At 70.7% G+C, this 13,721-nt stretch carries 16 protein-coding genes and 1 pseudogene; 2 read left to right on the top strand and 15 right to left on the bottom strand.

The annotated features are described in order from the left end of the window. Window positions 1-4: 4 nt before the first annotated feature. The 5 genes from lepB (PHA84_RS13415) to PHA84_RS13395 form a co-directional block, all read right to left on the bottom strand. Window positions 5-1,189, bottom strand: coding sequence for a signal peptidase I (gene lepB / locus PHA84_RS13415; RefSeq protein ID WP_270888615.1), 1,185 nt, complete (start codon window positions 1,187-1,189; stop codon window positions 5-7). Beyond that, window positions 1,186-1,824, bottom strand: coding sequence for a signal peptidase I (gene lepB / locus PHA84_RS13410; protein ID WP_270888614.1), 639 nt, complete (start codon window positions 1,822-1,824; stop codon window positions 1,186-1,188). The genes lepB (PHA84_RS13415) and lepB (PHA84_RS13410) overlap by 4 nt, the downstream gene beginning before the upstream one ends. Window positions 1,825-1,999: 175 nt before the next feature. Next, window positions 2,000-2,359 carry a 50S ribosomal protein L19 gene (gene rplS / locus PHA84_RS13405; protein WP_270888613.1) on the bottom strand — a complete coding sequence of 120 codons (360 nt, stop codon included), beginning with the start codon at window positions 2,357-2,359 and terminating at the stop codon, window positions 2,000-2,002. 228 nt (window positions 2,360-2,587) lie between these two features. Continuing rightward, on the bottom strand, window positions 2,588-2,797 hold the full coding sequence (locus tag PHA84_RS13400; RefSeq protein ID WP_270888612.1) for a hypothetical protein: 210 nt from the start codon (window positions 2,795-2,797) through the stop codon (window positions 2,588-2,590). Between the two features lie 65 nt (window positions 2,798-2,862). Further along, window positions 2,863-3,921: a LacI family DNA-binding transcriptional regulator gene (locus tag PHA84_RS13395; protein ID WP_270888611.1), complete on the bottom strand. Its 1,059-nt coding sequence runs from the start codon at window positions 3,919-3,921 to the stop codon at window positions 2,863-2,865. A gap of 140 nt (window positions 3,922-4,061) precedes the next feature. Between PHA84_RS13395 and PHA84_RS13390 the strand changes: the two genes are divergently transcribed. Both PHA84_RS13390 and PHA84_RS13385 read left to right on the top strand, forming a co-directional pair. Then, window positions 4,062-4,820: an ABC transporter permease gene (locus tag PHA84_RS13390; protein WP_270888610.1), complete on the top strand. Its 759-nt coding sequence runs from the start codon at window positions 4,062-4,064 to the stop codon at window positions 4,818-4,820. A gap of 188 nt (window positions 4,821-5,008) precedes the next feature. Then, window positions 5,009-5,902 carry an aminoglycoside phosphotransferase family protein gene (locus PHA84_RS13385; RefSeq protein WP_270888666.1) on the top strand — a complete coding sequence of 298 codons (894 nt, stop codon included), beginning with the start codon at window positions 5,009-5,011 and terminating at the stop codon, window positions 5,900-5,902. On the opposite strand, the gene trmD is transcribed toward PHA84_RS13385, so the two are convergent. From trmD to cysT, 10 genes and pseudogenes are all read right to left on the bottom strand, one after another. Then, the gene (gene trmD, locus PHA84_RS13380) at window positions 5,883-7,097 is read right to left on the bottom strand and encodes a tRNA (guanosine(37)-N1)-methyltransferase TrmD (protein WP_270888609.1); all 1,215 of its coding nucleotides are present in this window, start codon (window positions 7,095-7,097) and stop codon (window positions 5,883-5,885) included. The two genes, PHA84_RS13385 and trmD, sit on opposite strands and share 20 nt — an antisense overlap. 2 nt (window positions 7,098-7,099) lie before the next feature. Then, window positions 7,100-7,645: a ribosome maturation factor RimM gene (gene rimM, locus PHA84_RS13375; RefSeq protein ID WP_270888608.1), complete on the bottom strand. Its 546-nt coding sequence runs from the start codon at window positions 7,643-7,645 to the stop codon at window positions 7,100-7,102. A gap of 113 nt (window positions 7,646-7,758) precedes the next feature. Continuing rightward, a complete protein-coding gene (locus PHA84_RS13370; protein ID WP_270888607.1) occupies window positions 7,759-8,001 on the bottom strand; it encodes an RNA-binding protein in 243 nt (80 codons plus the stop codon). Window positions 8,002-8,003: 2 nt separating this feature from the next. Continuing rightward, window positions 8,004-8,573, bottom strand: coding sequence for a 30S ribosomal protein S16 (rpsP, locus tag PHA84_RS13365; protein WP_270888606.1), 570 nt, complete (start codon window positions 8,571-8,573; stop codon window positions 8,004-8,006). A 283-nt stretch (window positions 8,574-8,856) separates the two neighbouring features. Continuing rightward, on the bottom strand, window positions 8,857-10,395 hold the full coding sequence (locus PHA84_RS13360; protein ID WP_270888605.1) for an SDR family NAD(P)-dependent oxidoreductase: 1,539 nt from the start codon (window positions 10,393-10,395) through the stop codon (window positions 8,857-8,859). A 73-nt stretch (window positions 10,396-10,468) separates the two neighbouring features. Beyond that, window positions 10,469-10,951: an RrF2 family transcriptional regulator gene (locus PHA84_RS13355; RefSeq protein WP_333742317.1), complete on the bottom strand. Its 483-nt coding sequence runs from the start codon at window positions 10,949-10,951 to the stop codon at window positions 10,469-10,471. Window positions 10,952-11,041: 90 nt separating this feature from the next. Continuing rightward, window positions 11,042-11,368, bottom strand: coding sequence for a TOBE-like domain-containing protein (locus PHA84_RS20800; protein WP_442952892.1), 327 nt, complete (start codon window positions 11,366-11,368; stop codon window positions 11,042-11,044). Between the two features lie 30 nt (window positions 11,369-11,398). After that, a pseudogene (locus tag PHA84_RS20795) lies at window positions 11,399-12,052 on the bottom strand (sulfate/molybdate ABC transporter ATP-binding protein); the annotation flags it as partial. Then, a complete protein-coding gene (gene cysW, locus PHA84_RS13345) occupies window positions 12,052-12,855 on the bottom strand; it encodes a sulfate ABC transporter permease subunit CysW (protein WP_270888603.1) in 804 nt (267 codons plus the stop codon). The gene cysW and the pseudogene PHA84_RS20795, both read right to left, overlap by 1 nt. Further along, on the bottom strand, window positions 12,852-13,721 hold the full coding sequence (cysT, locus tag PHA84_RS13340; protein WP_270888602.1) for a sulfate ABC transporter permease subunit CysT: 870 nt from the start codon (window positions 13,719-13,721) through the stop codon (window positions 12,852-12,854). Before cysT ends, cysW begins: the two co-directional genes overlap by 4 nt.

The following is a 13,721-nucleotide window of genomic DNA, read 5'->3' as shown; positions in this document are numbered from 1 at the left end:
GCCCTCAGTCTTCCCCAGGCAAGAGCTGAGGAGGCCGCGACCCTGCCGCTACGGCGTTCGCGAACGCCCCCACGATGCCGTCGCCGGTCGTTCTGAACCCGGTGCTCTTCCATGCTGCGCTTCCGAAACCTGCGTTTCCGGACCCTGCGTTTCCGGACCCTGCGTTTCCGGACCCTGCGTTTCCGGACCCTGTGCGGCCCCAGCCTGCGCTTCCGAAGCGGGTGGGTTCGACCGGGGTGCTGGTTCCCGACTGTCCGGGCGTCGTGTGCGAAGGCTGTCCGCCCGGCCGGGTGTCGGTGCCCGTCGGGCGAGGGACGCTGGCGAAGGTCGACGTCGGGTTCGAGAGCCACGCGAGGTGGTCCAGCGGCCAGACCAGCGCCACCGCGCGACCCACGATCAGCCTTTCGTCGACGGAACCCTGGGTGCCGTTCTCGTCCGGGCCGTCGTGCGCCCGTGAGTCGGCGGAGTTGGAGCGGTGGTCGCCCATGACCCAGACCCGGCCCCGTGGCACCGTGATGTCGAAGTCCTGCTCGCTGGCCGCGTCGCCAGGTTTCAGGTACGGCTCCCTGATGGGCGCACCGTTGATCGTGATCCGGCCACCCTCGTCACAGCACACCACGTGGTCGCCTGGCAGCCCGATGACCCGCTTGATGAGGTGGTTCTCGGAGTTGTCCGGCAGGAGCCCGACGAACGTCATCGCCTCGCGGAGGATGGTGGCCACCTGGCCATGCGGCGCCTGCGGCACCGGGTCGAGCCAGTCCCCCGGGTCGGCGAAGACGATGATGTCCCCACGCCTGAGTTGCAGCGGGCCGGGAGTGAGCTTGCTGACGATCACCCGGTCGTTCAGGACCAGCGTGTCCTCCATGGAGCCGGAGGGGATGTAGAACGCCTGCAGCAGCCACGTCTTCACGATGAAGGAGAGGACCAGAGCCATCCCCACGACGATGGCGAACTCCTTGACGGCCGCACCGAGCACCGCCAGGCCACTGGCGGGGGTGGGGGTGGTGTCAGACGCGGTGGTGTCAGACGCGGTGGTGTCAGACGCGGTGGTGTCAGACGCGGTGGTGTCGGAGCGGGCGTTCTCAGCGGCGGCCGCGCGGTCGTGACCGCTCGAAGCGGCGGGCGCATGCCGCGCCTCCTGGGATGCCCGCGAACGGTCCTGCGACTCCGGACCGGGCGTGGGGCTCACCGTGCTCCTGCTCTCGGGATGTCGGCCAGGACCTTCGGGGTGTCGAACCCGCCTGCCCTGGACAACGGCCAGTACGTCAGGCTCGCGCGACCGATCACGTCGCCGACCCCCACCGTGCCACCGCCTGGGTCGCCGAGGTGCGCCCGGGAGTCGGCACTGTCACTGCGATGGTCCCCCATGACCCACAGCCTGCCCTGCGGCACGGTGATGTCGAACGTCAGGTCGCTGGGCTTGTCCCCAGGGTGGATGTACGGCTCTGTGACAGCGGTGTCGTTGATGGTCAGGCGGCCGTCGGGGTCGCAGCAGACGACGTGGTCGCCCGGGAGCCCGACCACCCGCTTGACGAAGTCCTGCTCACCCAGCTCGACGCCCACCAGGGAGGCGGCGCGGCCGAGCACCCTTCCCGCCAGCCCGTGGTCCTGCGGGGGAGTGAGGTCCGCAGCGGCGAACGTGGTCGTGCCGTCGAACACGACGACGTCTCCACGGCGCAGGCTGCTCCCACCGATGAGCTTGTTCACCAGGATCCGGTCACCCGGCTCGATGGTGTGCTCCATCGACCCCGAAGGGACGTAGAAGGACTGCACGAGGAACCCTCGGACGAGCATCATGGCGACCAGCGCGACACCGGCGAGCACGAGCCACGAAGGGCCTTGTCGCGGACGCCGAGATGCGGGCGCCGCGTCAGGCACTGCTGACGCGGCGGCCGGGTCCTGCTGGGGTGGTTCCGGTCGGTGGTTCATCGCATCCGGAGCCTAACCCTCGGGTCTGTGTCGGGCGTGACGGCAGGCCCGAGGGGAGAGACGACGGCCCTTACTTCGCCGGGGTCGTCTCTCGCTTCTCCTTGATCTTGGCGGCCTTGCCACGCAGGTCGCGCAGGTAGTACAGCTTCGCGCGACGCACGTCCCCGCGGGTCACGACCTCGATCTTGTCGATGATGGGCGTGTGCAGCGGAAAGGTCCGCTCCACGCCGACGCCGAAGGAGACCTTCCGGACGGTGAAGGTCTCGCCCACACCTCCGCCGTGCCGACGGATCACGACACCCTTGAAGACCTGGACGCGCGAGCGGGTGCCCTCCACGACCTTGACGTGGACGTTCACGGTGTCACCGGCGCGGAAGGCCGGGATGTCGTCGCGCAGGGACGGCTTGTCGATCTCGTCGAAACGCTGCATGGGGGGTTCGCTTTCTTCTCGGCGCCACAGGTCGCCCAGGGTGGTTGGGTGGTGCTGGTCTCGAGTACGCCGGGTGCAGGACTCGCCGCGTGGCTGGGACGGTGCCCGGTCACTCCCCCTGTGGCAGGGGCGCTGGTCAAGCAGGCGCGAGGAGCCATTCTGCCACGGCCGGGGTCGCTGCCGAAATCGGCGATCACCCCCGTGGGTATGTCGCGTGGCTGCGCCGCGTCAGCCGGCAACCGGGTCGAGCCGGTCGGCCCAGCGGCGCTCCAGCGAGGCTACGGACCGAAGCGTCGTCGCGAGCGAGCGCCGGACGGTCGCGCCGTTGGGGGCGGGGGCGTAGCCGTCGTCGGTGACGGCCGCCTGGGGCAGGGCCGACTGGGCCAGGCCGGAGGCGGAGGTGCTGCGGATGATGCTGAGGGCGATGAGGTCGTTCATCGTGCTTGTCCTTTCCAGTGGTGTCTGAGTGATGTGGATGTTCTGGTGACGCCGTAGTCGACGACTCAGTGCGGTGCCGGGCCGGTGCTGGACCGGACGACCAGCTCGGTGTCGAGGACGACCTTGCGTTGGGTGAACTGCGGGTCGAGGAGCATCCGCCCGAGCAGCCGGCCCTTCTCGGCGATGGGCTGGCGGACCGAGGTGAGGTCCGCCGCCCGGGCCGCGGGGATGTCGTCGAACCCACTGACGGACACGTCGCGACCCGGGGCCAGCCCGCGGGCCTTGACCGCGTCCAGGACGCCGAGGGCGAGCACGTCACTGGTGCAGGCGATGGCCGTCGGCCGGTCGGGCCGGTCCAGCAGGAACCGGGCGGCCGTCCGGCCCGCCTCCTGCGAGTTGTGACCTGCCGACACCGCCGTCACCTGCGCCTGCGGGCCCAGTGCCTGGCGCAGGCCTCGCAGACGCAGCCGGGAGTCGTAGTACAGGTCCTCCTCGTCGTCGGCACTCAGCAGGGTGGCAGCACCAGCAGGCTCACGACTGTTGACCACGACGCCGACGTTCCGATGACCCAGCTCTCGCAGATGCCGACCCAAGGCCTTGGCCGCTCCGTCCTCGTCGATGAGGACGTACCGCTGCCGGTCGTCGTCGAGCTCGATGGTCGAGGCCATCGGCAGACCTCGGTCGAGAGCCACCTGCCGGGCCGGGTGGTCGGCGTCGACGCAGTAGGCGACGACGCCGTCGACGACGGCCTGACGCATGGTGTCCGCATCGAGCTCCACGTCCTGCGGCGTACTGGAGTCCGGGGAGGCGAGCGGGATCAGCAGGAGACCCGTGCGATGGGCCTCGGCGACCTCCGACAGCCCCGCCAGCATCCCGACGGAGTACGGGTCCGAGAACGCATAGCTCAGCCGTTCGGTGAAAAGCAGGCCGATGGCGCCCGCGCGCTGGGACCGGAGGCTGCGAGCGGCCGGGTCCGGCCCGGCATACCCCAGTGACCTCGCCGTCTCCAGCACGCGTTGCCGTACCTCGGCCGACAGCTGCCCCGGCCTGTTGTAGGCGTTGGACACGGTGGAGACGGACACTCCGGCCGCCTCTGCGACGGACTTCAACGTGACCCGTCCCATCGTGTCCTCCTGTCTGTATCGTTCTACTCGAACGTTCTAGTAGAACGATACAGAACCTCTCTGAGGCGCGTCAAGGCCCTGCGGTGTACTTCCCACGGGCCCATCGCCGGGCACACCTCCTGCGTCGCTAGCGTTGTCCGGTGACCATCGACCCGGGCTGGCCCGTCGCCCTCGCGCTTGCCGTCCTGCTGGGCATCGCTCTCGCAGCGCATCGCGGCAGCGGCTACGGGCTCGAGCGACCAGTGCTGGTGGCCGCAGTGCGCGCCATCGCTCAGCTCGGCGTCGCCGCGCTGCTCATCGCCGCCGTCGTACGGAGCCTCGCACTGTCGATCGCGCTGGTCTGCGTCATGTTCGCGATGGGCGTTCTCACCACGACCCGCCGGGTCGAGGCACAGACCGCGTGGGCTGCTGCCGCGGTCGCCATGGCGGCTGGGGTGCTACCTGTCGTGGCGGTCGTGCTGGCCACCCGGACGATCCCCCTCCAGGGCATCGCCGTCATCCCCGTGGCAGGCATCATCGTCGGCAACGCCATGACCGCCCACACGCTGGTCGGGCGGCGGGCGTTCGCCGCCCTTCGCGAGGAGCACGGCCAGTACGAGGCGTGCCTCTCGCTCGGGCTGCTGCCGAGCCAGGCGATCCACGAGATCGTCCACCGTCGAGCCCCCGAGGCGTTGCTCCCCGGCCTGGACCAGGTGCGGACCACCGGTGTCGTCACGCTTCCCGGGGCCTTCATCGGCGTCATGCTCGGGGGTGGCTCCCCCGTGCAGGCAGCTACGGCTCAGGTGCTGGTGCTGTTCGGCATCATGGCGGCGCAGACGGTCACCGTGGCGGTCGCGGAACGGCTCATCGCGGCCCGGCGCCTCGTCCCCCGGGACCTGCGGGCCGCCTTGCGGGACTGAGGGCGCTGGCCCGACGACGCCGGACCAGACCGTTACCGGACTGAGGACGTTACCGGACTGAGGACGTTACCGGACCGAGTGCGTTCGCGGACTGAGTGCGTCGAGATGGGCTGCCTCGGCAGGCTGGGCGAAAGCAGCCAAACCGGTTGCGACGGGCGGGTCGCCCCGCGCATGCTGCCCGGGTGCCGATGCATGCCGACCAGCTCGACCTGGGTCTGGAATCTGTGGCCGGGCTGGTCGCCGAGCGGCTCCCCCAGTGCGAGGGTCTGCCGCTGCGCCGGGTTCCCTCGCACGGCACGGTGACGCAGCTGTTCCGGCTCGGTCCCGACCTGGTGCTGCGGTTCCCTCTCCAAGGAGACGACGTCGAGGCCGGTCGGCTCCTGCTCGCCGAGGAGGCCGTTGCGGCTCGACGCCTGCTCGGCCGCCTTCCCGTGCCGACCCCCGAACCGCTGATGCTCGGCGGGCCCACCGCCACCTGCCCGTTGCCATGGGCCGTGTATGGCTGGCTCCCGGGAGCGACCGCGTCGCACGCCGGCGTGGCAGCCTCCAGAGCGTTCGCCGAGGACCTGGCAGCGGTCGTGTCAGCTCTCTGGTCCATGGACGTCGAAGGGTGCAGCTTCGCGGGGCAGGGCCGCGGCGGACCGCTTCCACTGCAGGACGACTACGTCGACACCGCGCTTCGCCGGAGCCGCGATCTCATCGACGTGCGGGCCTTGGAACGGTTGTGGCAGAGGCTTCGCACAGCCGCCCGGACCGAGGCGGACACGTGGGCCCACCGGGACCTCATGCCCGGGAACCTCCTCATGCGAGGTGGCCGCCTCGCTGCCGTCATCGACGTGGGCGGCCTGGCGCCCGCGGATCCAGCGATCGACCTCATGCCGGCCTGGAACCTGCTGGAACCGCCAGCACGACGCGTCTTCCGACAGTCGCTCGACGTCGACGACGCCCGATGGGAGCGCGGCAAGGCGTGGGCCTTCGCGCGAGCGGTCGGCTGCCTCGACTACTACCGGGTGACGAACCCCGTGTTGTCGCGGCTGGCGCACCATACCCTCACGGCACTGCTCACCGACGAGCCTTGCTGACGACGACGGTCCCGTGCTGGGCCCCCTGAGGCGTGGCGACCCGGTACCCGGCCTTACGGAACATCCGGAGGTTCGTCTGGGAGCGGGTGCTGGTGTCGAGGCAGTACGTCGTCGTGCCTGACGGCGCGTCCGCCTCAGCGAACGCAAGCAGCGCCCTCCCGAGCCCGCGGCCCTGCAGGTCCGGCGCCACCATGAGACGCCCGATCTGCCAGCGGCTCGGGTCGTCCGGCGAGGGGCGCGTCCGCACCGAGGCGACCAGGCGCCCTTGGCTGCGAACGGTCCAGGTGCGCCATACCGCCAGTCCGGCGATGACGTCCTGCAAGGTCTCCTGCGCTGCGCCGCAGGTCCCCTGCTGCGCCATCTCAGGGGCCCAGCAGGCTCGGGTCAGGGTCATGAGCTCGGCGGCGTCTGCAGGCGTGGCCACAGCCAGGTCCAGGCCGGCCAGCGCATCGGCCCCGGGCGCGACCGCGACGGCCTGCGAAGGGTGCAGCAGGTCGGGGCGCCGGGCCGCGGTGCGCTCGAGGCGCTGCTGTTGCCGCCAGGACGCGATGGCAGCGTGGTCCCCGGACAGCAGGACGGGTGGTACGTCGCGACGGACGCCAGGGGCCGCCTGCCAGGACGCGGGCTTGGTATAGACCGGGTACTCGAGCAGCCCGTCCTCGTGCGACTCCTCGACCAGAGAGTCGGCGTTGCCCACCACCCCGGGCAGGAGTCTGGCGACGGCCTCCACGATCGCGAGCACCGCCACCTCACCGCCGTTGAGGACGTAGTCGCCCAGCGACACGACGGAGACCTCGAGGCCCAGGTCCTGCGCCGCATGCTCGTAGACCCTCTCGTCGATCCCTTCGTAGCGCCCGCACGCGAACGCCAGCCACGGCTCCGCAGCCAGTGCCCGAGCCATCGCCTGGGTGAACGGTGCGCCCCCTGGACCAGGCACCACGAGTCGGGGGGGCGGCTCGCCCTTGCCTGAGCGGACCACCTGCCGCAGGGCCAGTCCCCATGGCTCCGGCGTCATCACCATCCCAGCGCCGCCACCGTACGGCGTGTCGTCCACCGTGCGATGGCGGTCCTGCGTGAAGTCCCGCAGGTCGTGGACCCGCAGGTCGAGCAGCCCCTCCCGACGGGCCCGCCCGATGAGGGAGAGCTCGAGGGGTGCGAGGTACTGGGGAAAGATCGAGATGACGTCCAGGCGCACGGTCAACCGCCTTCGTTGAGCTCGAGCAGCCCGGTGGGCGGGTCGATGACCACTCGCCCGCCCTCGACGTCGACCTCGGGAACGATCGCCGTGACGAACGGCACGAGGGCCTCCGCTCCCGAGCTGAGCCGTACGACCAGTAGGTCCTGGGCCGTCCCGGTCTCCAGCCCGGTCACCTCGCCGACGGCGTCGCCGTCGACGGTGACCACCGACAGACCCACGAGCTCGTCCTCGTAGTAGCCGTCGTCGTCGGCGGGCTCCGTCACTTCGGCGACGTCCACGAGAAGTCTCGTGCCGCGCAGCGACTCCGCGCCGGTGCGGTCGGGAACCTCGTCGAAACCCAGCAGCCAGATCGCGCGGTGCTGCCGCGCCGTGCGGAGGGTCAGCGCCCGTGGGACGCCTGAGCCTGCTACGGCCTGGGTGGCGAAGACGGTGCCCGCGACGAACCTCCGCTCGGGGTCATCCGTGTGCGTCTGCACCGTGACCTCCCCGCGCAGCCCGTGGGGCTTGCCGATGCGGGCGACGAGAAGCTGGGGAGCGTCGGACATACGCAAGATCCTCTCAGGTGGTCCCGACGCGACGAAGGGGCCGCCAGGACATCCTGGCGGCCCCTTCGTCGTGTGGTCTGCCCGTAGTGCGAGCGGTGGAGTGGCCTCGACGGTCAGCGCAGCTTGTCCGTGTCGACGATGTCGACGCGGACGGTGTGGCCACCGGCGAGGGCGCCCAACACGGTGCGCAGTGCGCTGGCGGTCCGCCCCGACCGGCCGATGACGCGGCCGAGGTCGTCGGGATGGACCCGCACCTCCAGCACCTCACCGCGGCGCAGCTCCTTGCGTCGTACGGCGACGTCGTCCTTGTGGTCGACGATGCCCTTGACGAGGTGCTCGAGCGCCTCCTCCAGCACGGTCAGGACCCCTGGCCCGGGACCGGCTCGTCGCCCCTCTCGGAGGTGGCGGAACGCTCGGCCTCAGCCTCACGAACAACCTCAGCCTCGACCGCGTCCTCGATGGCCGCGACGTTCTCGGGGTTCTCGGCCTGGGCCTGGTCGGGCTGGGGGGCAGCAGGGGCCTCGTCTGCCTTCTTGGCCGCACGCTTGCGCGGGGTCGTGGCACCGTCGGTGCCCGCGGCATCCTTCCCAGCGGCGGCGATGGCGGCCTCGTAGAGCTCTCGCTTGCTCGGCTTGGCCTCCTTCACCTTCAGGGTGCCTTCCGCGCCGGGCTCGCCCTTGAACTTCTGCCAGTCACCGGTGACCTTGAGCAGCGCGGCCACAGCCTCGGTGGGCTGTGCCCCCTGGGTCAGCCAGTACTGCGCACGGTCGGAGTCGATGTCGATGACCGAGGGGTCCTCGGTGGGGTGGTACTTGCCGATCTCCTCGATGGCCCGGCCGTCGCGCTTGGTGCGCGAGTCCATGACGACCACCCGGTAGAACGGGGTGCGGATCTTGCCCATCCGCTTCAGACGAATCTTGACAGCCACAGTGGCGGTCTCCTGTTTCTCTTGTGAGCGCGGCGAGACCGCACACGGGATCGCGCGGGGTGCCGGGGCTCGGTGTAGGCGTTCCAGCCAGGAGGAGCTCTCATCCGTGCCTGGACGGGTACAGCGCACCATTGTGCCAGACCCGGCGAGGTGCCCCGACCACCCTCCCCTCCCCGGTTCCCCCTCCCCTTCCTTCGACCGAACTCAGCAATTTGTGAGTGTCGGCCTCGCGCGCGGGCGGACACTCACAAGTTCGTGAGTCCGGTCGGGAGAGGCGTGGGGGTTACCAGGGGCTCGGGGCGTAGTCCTTGACGAAGCACCCGTACAGGTCCTCGCCGGCCTCGCCGCGGACGATCGGGTCGTACACGCGCGCGGCCCCGTCCACGAGGTCCAGCGGCGCGTGCCAACCTTCCGCTGCCATGCGCAGCTTCTCGTGGTGCGGCCGCTCGTCCGTGATCCACCCCGTGTCGACGGCGGTCATCAGGATGCCGTCAGTCTCGAACATCTCCCCTGCGCTCGTGCGGGTCAACATGTTGAGCGCGGCCTTGGCCATGTTCGTATGCGGGTGGCCGGGCCCCTTGTAGCGTCGCGAGAACTGGCCTTCCATCGCCGAGACGTTCACCACGTAGGCCCGTCGCGCACCGGTCGCCACTGCCGCCCGCATGGCGGGTCGCAGCCTTGAGATGAGGATGAACGGTGCCGTGGCGTTGCACAGCTGGACCTCGAGGAGCTCCAGCGGGTCGACCTCGTCCACCTTCTGGGTCCACGAGTTGTTGACCTGGCTGTCCGGAAGCAGCCCGCCGGCGTCCACCGCCGTCCCTGCGAGGTGTGCCTCCAGGCTGGCGTGTCCGGCCGAAAGAGCCAGCGCGGTCATCGACGCCGCGGATCGCGCCGCGCGCGACTGCGTGGCCTGCCCGGCACTCTCCCCCTCGTGATGCGCGACCTGCTGCCCGCGCAGCGTACCGATCAGGGCCGCGGGATGTGCCTCGCTGATGCGGTCGAAGGTGAGGAGCTCAGGAAGCTCCACCCCGTCGGGCAGCGGCGCAGCCTCACCGTCGACCAGCTGTCCGTACGCCCCGGGCGAGCGTCGAACCGTCTGCGCGGCGTTGTTCACGAGGATGTCGAGCGGGCCGGCGGCGGCCACCTCGTCAGCCAGCGCGACGACCTGGGTGGGATCCCGCAGGTCGATCCCCACCACCTTGAGCCGGTGGAGCCACTCGGCGGAGTCCGGTTGGGCCGCGAAGCGCCTCGCCGCGTCGCGCGGGAAGCGCGTCGTGATGGTGAGGTGCGCACCGTCCCGCAGCAGCAGCAGTGCGATGTACATGCCGATCTTGGCCCGACCACCGGTCAGCAGGGCACGCCGGCCGGTGAGGTCCGTGCGCTGCTCGCGCTTGGCATGGCTCACAGCTGCGCACCGCGGACAGAGCCAGTGGTAGAAGGCGTCGACGAGGGTGTACTCCGTCTTGCAGATGTAGCAGCCACGCGCCTTCATCAGCTCGCCGGCGTGGGCACCGGACGCCGAGGACACGAGCTGGATGCCTAGGGTCTCGTCGTCGATGCGTAGTGGCGAGCCCGTCGCCGTGAGCGCCAGCACGGCCTCGTCGTGGTCGACCTGAGGCTGCTTGGCCTCGCGGCGGCGGGCCTTGCGCACCTGCTTGTACATGCGCCCGATGGCGCGCTTGACCGTCTGGATGTCGGGGTGGTCGGCCTCGAGCGTGGGTAGCAGCTCCAGGACCCGCAGCGCGGTCGCGAGGTCGCGCGGGTCGATCCCCGGACGGTCCGGGGGGCCATCGCCGAAGGGCTCGGTGGTCGGGTCTGTCACCGCGTGATCATACGGGCCGGGGCGCTGGGGTCCGTCGGGGCGCGAAGGTGGTCTGCTGACCCAGGCGCCGAGGTCATCTGCTGACCCAGGCGTCCGGATCCGCTGCCATCTCGGCCACGCGGCGCGGCAGCTGTCCACCCAGCACGTCGGCCAGGCTGGTCTCGTCGAGAACGGCCCTCAGGCTGGCGCGCACGGCGACCCAGACCGTCGGCAGATGTTCCGCCACGCCCTCGTACTGGGTCTCGTGCGGGCGCAGCCCCCGAACCTCGGCGAGCGGACCGTCGACGGCGCGGAACACGTCGCCGAGCGAGATGTCGCGCGCCTCGCGGGTCAGCGAGTACCCACCCCGGGCGCCGCGGGTGCTCTTGACGAGTCCTGCCGTCTTCAGGTCCGCGGCGATCGCCTCGAGGAACTTTCGCGGCAGCGTCTGGCGGAAGGCGAGCGTCTCCACGCTCACCGGACCTGCACCGGTCGTGGCGGCTTCGGCAAGGATGAGCATCGCCCTGACTGCATACTCCGTGCGCGCCGAGATGTCCACGGGGGCATTGTCCCGCACCAGGCCTCCACCGCATGCCGAGCACACCGCATGCCCACCCCACCGCATGCCGGGCACGCGGCACGTCAGCGGTGTGCGGCCGCCCAGGACTCAGATGGCGAGGGCCGGCTCGGTCTCCGTCACGTCGGGGCCCTGGGTGGCCCGGGCGTACACCGTCTCGCCCACGCGCAGGTCCAGGGCGTCGGCCTCGGCGCGCGTGACCTGCGCGGCGAACCGCTCCCCCGAGTCCGCGCGCAGGTCGACGCGCACCTCGAAGCCCAGGCGGACCACGCGCTCGACGACCGCTTCGATGACCCCTGGCGAACCACCGACGCGGGCGTCGAGGGACTGGGCCCGCTCGCGGCTGCGGTGCAGGGCGATGTCGTGCGGGCGGACGAGCTGTCCGCCGAGCCTGGCCACCGACCCGAGGAACGACATCACGAAGTCGTTGGCGGGGCGGTCGTACAGGGCGACGGGGTCTCCCACCTGCTCGATCCTGCCCTTGTTGAGCACCGCGATCCGGTCCGCGACGTCGAGTGCCTCCTCCTGGTCATGGGTCACCAGCACGGTGGTCACGTGCACCTCGTCGTGCAGCCGGCGCAGCCACTGACGCAGGTCGGCGCGGACCTTGGCATCGAGGGCGCCGAAGGGCTCGTCGAGCAGGAGCACCTCCGGGTCGACCGCGAGCGCCCGGGCCAGGGCCATTCGCTGGCGCTGACCTCCCGAGAGCTGGGCCGGGTAACGGTGCTGGAACCCGTCCAGGCCGACGATCTCGAGCAGGTCGTCCACCTTGCGGGCGATCTCCGCCTTCGGGCGCTTGCGGATGCTCAGGCCGAAGCCGACGTTGTCCCGGACCGTCATGTGCTTGAACGCCGCGTAGTGCTGGAAGACGAAACCGATGCCTCGCTTCTGCGGCGCCACCTGGGTGACGTCCTGGCCGCCGATGACGATGCTGCCGGCGTCGAGCCGCTCGAGGCCGGCGATCGAACGCAGCAGGGTGGACTTGCCGGACCCACTGGGGCCGAGCAGCGCGGTGAGGGTGCCCGCCGGGATGTCGAGGGTCACGTCGTCGAGGGCCGCGAAGTTCCCGTAGCTCTTCCGGGCTCCTGTCACGCTGATCATCAGGTACTCCTCTTGCGGTCGAGCAGGGTCATCAGCAGCAGCGTCACCACGGCCAGACCCATCAGCAGGGTGGCGGCGGCATACGCGCCGTAGGTGTTGTGGTCGTCGATGTAGCGGGAATGGACCAGCAGAGTCAGCGTCTGCGACACGCCGGGGAACCCCGAGCTCACCATGATCACGGCGCCGAACTCCCCGAGCGCCCGGGCGACCGTCAGCACCACGCCATACGTGAGGCCCCACCGGATCGCCGGAAGCGTGATCCGCCAGAAGGTCTGCGCCGAGCTGGCTCCCAGCGTGGCTGCGGCCTGCTCCTGGTCGGTGCCGATCTCGTGGAGCACCGGCTCGACCTCGCGCACGACGAAGGGCAGTGTGACGAACAGCGTCGCGATCACCATGCCGGGCAGTCCGAAGATCACCTTGAACCCGAGCTTCTCCACGCCGCCCAGCCACCCGCCCGCACCCCACAGCAGGATGAGCGACACGCCCACGACGATGGGCGACACGGCGAACGGGAGGTCGACCACCGCCTGGACGAGTCCGCGCCCTCGGAACCGCCCCCGGACCAACGCGAGCGCTGTCGCGACCCCGAAGACCACGTTGAGCGGCACCACGATCGCCACGATGAGCAGCGACAGGTTGAGGGCCGAGATGGCGGCCGGGGTGCGCACCGACTCCAGGAACGCGCCGACGCCTTCACCGAGGGTGCGCCAGAGGATGAGGACGATAGGCACCGCGAGCAGCACGACGAGATAGCCCAGGGCGACGGTGCGCAGGCCCAGCCGCGTCGCGGTCGAGGTCTTCACGAGGACTCCTCCTCGCGGCGCCGGCTGCGTCCGGCGGCGACGCGCAGCACGAACAGGGTGAGGAACGCGATGACGAGCAGCGCGACGGACACCGCCGCCGCGTTGACCGGCCGGTCGATCTCGATCTGCTGCTGGATGTACTGCGACGCCACCTGCGTCCTGCGCGGGATGTTGCCGCCGATGAGCACCACCGACCCGTACTCGCCGATCGCCCGGGCGAACGCCAGGCCAGTGCCACTGATGATCGCCGGCGCCAGGGTCGGCAGGACGACGCGCCGGAAGGTCGTCCAGTTCGACGCCCCCAGCGAGGCCGAGGCCTCCTCCACCTCCCGGTCCACCTCGATGAGCACCGGCTGGACGGACCGCACGACGAATGGCAGGGTCACGAAGGCCAGAGCCACGACGAGGCCGGGGCGCGTGGCGTTGAGGTGGACGTGCACGGGGCTGTTCGGCCCGTAGAGCGAGAGCAGGACGATGCTGGCCACGATCGTCGGCAGTGCGAACGGCAGGTCGATCAGCGCGTTGACGACCCGCTTGCCCGGGAAGTCGTCGCGGACGAGCACCCACGCGATGAGCGTGCCCATCGCTGCGTTGAGCAGCGCGACGACGGCGGCCAGGCCGACCGTCACCGCGAGGGAGGCCAGGGCCACCGGGGCCGTGACCGCGTCCCAGAACCCGGATACACCGTCCCCGAACGACGTGACGGTCAGCGCCGCGAGGGGCAGCAGCACGATGACGCTCAGCCACAGGCCCACGAGGCCGACTCCGAGCGGCCGCGCGGAGAACTGGCGTTGCGGCGTCGGGCGCGGCGGCAGGGACGACACCATCGTGTCGTCCCTGCGCGCGGTGGCGGTCGTCGCCGTCAT

The sequence above is a fragment of the Pedococcus sp. 5OH_020 genome (assembly GCF_027812955.1).
Classification (GTDB): domain Bacteria; phylum Actinomycetota; class Actinomycetes; order Actinomycetales; family Dermatophilaceae; genus Pedococcus.
The sequence above is the reverse complement of the archived record's forward strand: the minus strand, read 5'-3'. Positions and strand labels throughout refer to the sequence as shown.

Bases quoted from the DNA above. Each gene is read 5' to 3' on its own strand.
- rplS (WP_270888613.1), bottom strand. From the start codon at position 2,359: ATGCAGCGTTTCGACGAGATCGACAAGCCGTCCCTGCGCGACGACATC.
- PHA84_RS13400 (WP_270888612.1), bottom strand. From the start codon at position 2,797: ATGAACGACCTCATCGCCCTCAGCATCATCCGCAGCACCTCCGCCTCC.
- PHA84_RS13395 (WP_270888611.1), bottom strand. From the start codon at position 3,921: ATGGGACGGGTCACGTTGAAGTCCGTCGCAGAGGCGGCCGGAGTGTCC.
- PHA84_RS13385 (WP_270888666.1), top strand. From the start codon at position 5,009: ATGCATGCCGACCAGCTCGACCTGGGTCTGGAATCTGTGGCCGGGCTG.
- rimM (WP_270888608.1), bottom strand. From the start codon at position 7,645: ATGTCCGACGCTCCCCAGCTTCTCGTCGCCCGCATCGGCAAGCCCCAC.
- PHA84_RS20800 (WP_442952892.1), bottom strand. From the start codon at position 11,368: ATGTCGTTCCTCGGGTCGGTGGCCAGGCTCGGCGGACAGCTCGTCCGC.
- cysT (WP_270888602.1), bottom strand. From the start codon at position 13,721: ATGACGGCGACGACCGCCACCGCGCGCAGGGACGACACGATGGTGTCG.